Raw genomic sequence first — 3683 nt, forward strand, 5'->3', positions numbered from 1 at the left:
ACCGGGCCGGACGGATCGTCTCGGCGCTCGACGTCACCGGCCACCAGGGGCGCGGCGACGTCGGCGCGTGGCGGGCCGCGCTGCGCGAGGCCGGGGCCGCGATCGCCGCCGATCTGCACGTGACCTCGCGGTTCGTGCCGGTGCCCGTCACCTGAGGGAACCTGGGGGCGACCGGCGGCCGGCTGAGACATGGATCTCAGGGGCGTATGGACCTTCGCCCCTACAGGGTGCGACCAATGCCCCGGCATCCTCGTCAGTGATGCCTTTCCGCAGCTCCAGCAGCTACTACCAGCCGCCGTACCGTGAGTCCCGGCCGAGCGCCGCGCGTCCCACGGGCGGCTGGCGTGCCATGGTGCTGCTGGTCTCGACGACGGTCGCCACCATCGTCACCCTCGACCTGGCCACCCCCTCGGACTTCCGGGCGCGGGCCCTGCTCGGCCTGGTGCCGATCGTCGTGGCGCTGCTCGCCCCGGTCATGACGACGGCCGTCGTCACCGGCCTGGTCCTGCTCACCTACATCGCGCTGCAGACGCTCTCGCCCGTGCCGTCCGGCGGTCTGGCCGTCCTCGGCCCGCTGCTGATCGGCACCGGCGGCCTGCTCGGCGTGCTCATCGCGCGCCGCAGGGAGGAGCAGCAGTCCCGGCTGCAGGCCGTCACGGACGTCGCCGAGGCCACCCAGCGCGCCGTGATGCGCACCCTGCCCGACCGGGTCGGCCCGCTGTACATCGCCGACTTCTACCAGCCCGCGGCGCGCGCGGCCCGCGTCGGCGGCGACTGGTACGACTTCCAGCCCTCGCCGCACGGCATCCGCGGCGTCCTCGGCGACGTCAGCGGCAAGGGGCTGCCCGCGGTGTCCGCGTCGGCGTCGCTGCTCGGCGCGTTCCGCGAGGCCGGTTTCCACGAGGCGGACGTGGACGAGGTGGCCCGCCGCCTGGAGACGGCCATGCAGCGCTACAACGCGTGGGCCCGCAGCATCCACGACAGCGAGCACCCGGACGCGTTCTCGACGGCGCTGCTGCTGCACTTCGCGCCCGACGCGGAGGCGGTGGACATCGTCAACTTCGGGCACGAGCCGCCCCTCGTCATCTCCCCCGACGGCCGCGTGCACACCCCGGACGTCACCCCCGGCCTGCCGCTGGGCATGGGCGGGCTCGGCGCGGAGCCCGCGGCCCAGGTGCGGCTGCCGTTCCGGCCCGGCGACACGCTCGTGCTGTTCACCGACGGGGTCACCGAGTGCCGCGACGAGAGCGGCGCCTTCTATCCCGTACGCGAGCGGCTCGCCCGCCTGGTCTCGCCCGAGGCCGCGCAGGCCCCGCCCGGCGAGCTGCTGCGGCTGCTCGCCGAGGACCTGCACCGGCACCGGCACGGCGCGCCCTCCGACGACGCGGCGATCACCGTGATCCGGCGGACGGCGACGCACGTGGCGCCGTACGTCACGGACGCCGACGCCGCGCTGTACGCGCCGCGGTACGTGCCCGCGTAGTCCCGCCGTCGCGCCGCGTGTTGCGGAACGCCCCGCGTGCGCCCTCAATGGAAGACGGGGCAGGGGGGCACGCAGAAAGGAGCCCGTCATGGCTCACGCGGCACCCGCACCGGCCCGCTCCACATCCGCCGGACGTCCGGCCACACCCTCGGTGACCACCCTCGGGAAGGTCCTGCCGGTGGTGGCCGGCGCCGTCTACGGGTTCTGGGCGGCGAACATCCAGCGCTTCGGCCAGGAGGTCACCGGCGGCAACATCGCGCTCGGTTTCGTCAGCGGCATCGTCGTGGCCGCGCTGTGCTTCGGCATCCACCAGTGGTGCACGCGGCAGGGCAGTCGGCACATCGGCGTACGGGCCCTGGTCTGGGGCGCGTTCGCGGGCATCGCCGTCGGCTTCCTGCAGAGCCTGGCGAACAGCACCGTCCTGTGGAACATCGTGCTGGGCGCGATCGTGGCCGGCTCGACGTTCGTGGCGGTGTACTACCGCTACTACTCGTCGAGCGAGTACGCGCCCGAGCACGACGTCCGCACCTGACGCGGGCGGGCGTCCAGGCGTGATCACGAGCGTCGTCGACGCTCGTGATCACACACCTAGTTCGTGACGCCGAACTCCACGCGGTAGTCCGAGCGGAACCAGAATCCGCTCGGATTGCCGCTGCCCTGCTGCTGCCGGTCGGGCGGGCACGGCACCGAGGAACCGGAGCAGCTGGGCACGCCCTGGCCGCCGGTGTCGACGTAGGCGGCGCTGGCCCAGCCCTGGGCGCCGGTGAACCAGAACCAGGTCGAGGTCCCGTTCACCCGGGAGCCGTTGGTCGCGCACTCGATGCGGTCCTGGCTGCCCGGTGCCATCCGGTAGACGACCGCGTCGGACGTGCTGGGCCCGGAGCGCAGGTTGAGGTCGGAACGGGAGACGACCGTCCCCCAGACGACGTTTCCGCCGCCACCGTTCGAACTGGCGTTCGCACTTGCTGGAGCGGCCGCGGTCACCGCGAGAACGCCGCCCGTCAGCAGGGCGGCGGCGGCGAGGGCCGGAGTGGTGCGGCGCATGATCATCGGCCTCCTCAGCGGGGCGACGGGAGCAGGAGCAGATCCCGGCTCGCTTGGCTCCCCACGTCCAGGAAACACCCGTTCGGGCGAATGATCCACCGGAGCCCGGCCCCGGCGGCCCGCCCTCGGCGGCCCGCCGCGCGAGGAGTTGCGGGCGCGGGGCAGTGCCGCTCGTCGTGGCCCCGGCCCGGCCACGACACGCCTCTCACGACCCGCGCACGCCCGGGGACGGGCGGCGCGTGACCCGTCTTCAGCAGCGGGCGTAGTCCGTACGTGGCACCCCGGTCGCGCACCGCCCGGCCGGGGCCTTGCCTGGGACGGTGACCCGAAGAGCCCGCGCCGTCCTCGCCCCCGTCCTGCTCGTCCTCGCCTGCCTCCTCGTCCCGCTGGGCACGCTGTCCACCTGGGCGAAGTACGAGATCGGCGACAGCGACCGCTACGTGTCCACGATGGCGCCGCTGGCCGGCGACGGGGGCGTGCAGAACGCGGTCGCCGACGCGGTGACCACCGGGATCATGAAAGAGATCGACGTGGGGCCGCTGCAGTCCACGGTCACGCAGTACCTGCACGACGCCGTCGTCTCGTTCACGGGCACCGCCGCGTTCCACAAGGCGTGGAACACCGCGAACCGGGCCGCCCACGACGCGGTGCAGCAGGCGCTGGACGACGACAGCTCCGGCGCCGTCACCCTCGACCTGGCCCCGGTCACCGAGCAGGTCAAACGCCAACTCGCGCACGACAACGTGCCGTTCGCCGCCCAGATCCCCGTCACCCACACCGAGATCACCATCCTGTCCGCCGGTGACCTCGACAAGCTGCGCAAGGGGTTCCACATGCTCCAGATCGCGGGCCTGTGGCTGCCGCTGGCCGCGCTGGTGTTCACCGCCGCCGGCCTGCTCCTGGCCCTGCACCGCCGGCGCGCCGTCGCCGCGACCGCGCTGGGCATGGCCCTGGGCGCCGGGGCGCTGCTGATCGCCCTGACGATCGCCCGCTCCCTCACCCTCGGCGACCTGGACAGCGACGCGGACAAGGCGGCGGCCGGCGCGGTGTACGACGCGCTGACGCAGTCGATGCGGACGGCGTCGTGGGTCATCGTGGGCGTGGGCGCGGCGGTGGCGCTCGGGGCGTGGCTCAGCGGGAAGGCCGGGTTCGGCGG

General features: G+C 73.7%; 4 protein-coding genes. 3 read left to right on the plus strand and 1 reads right to left on the minus strand.

All coding sequences use genetic code 11. The features are described 5' to 3' along the window. Positions 1-259: 259 nt before the first annotated feature. Positions 260-1483, plus strand: a complete 1224-nt coding sequence (locus G3I40_RS06995) for a PP2C family protein-serine/threonine phosphatase (protein ID WP_164301288.1) — start codon at positions 260-262, stop codon at positions 1481-1483. Between the two features lie 88 nt (positions 1484-1571). Then, the gene (locus G3I40_RS07000) at positions 1572-2015 is read left to right on the plus strand and encodes a hypothetical protein (RefSeq protein WP_164301289.1); all 444 of its coding nucleotides are present in this window, start codon (positions 1572-1574) and stop codon (positions 2013-2015) included. 56 nt (positions 2016-2071) lie between these two features. On the opposite strand, the gene G3I40_RS07005 is transcribed toward G3I40_RS07000, so the two are convergent. Further along, the gene (locus G3I40_RS07005) at positions 2072-2527 is read right to left on the minus strand and encodes an SH3 domain-containing protein (RefSeq protein WP_164301290.1); all 456 of its coding nucleotides are present in this window, start codon (positions 2525-2527) and stop codon (positions 2072-2074) included. A 320-nt stretch (positions 2528-2847) separates the two neighbouring features. Here G3I40_RS07005 and G3I40_RS07010 point away from each other — a divergent pair. Continuing rightward, a partial coding sequence (locus tag G3I40_RS07010; RefSeq protein ID WP_164301291.1) for a hypothetical protein occupies positions 2848-3683 on the plus strand: 836 nt, incomplete at its 3' end.

It is taken from the genome of Streptomyces sp. SID14478, assembly GCF_010548525.1.
Lineage (GTDB): Bacteria > Actinomycetota > Actinomycetes > Streptomycetales > Streptomycetaceae > Streptomyces.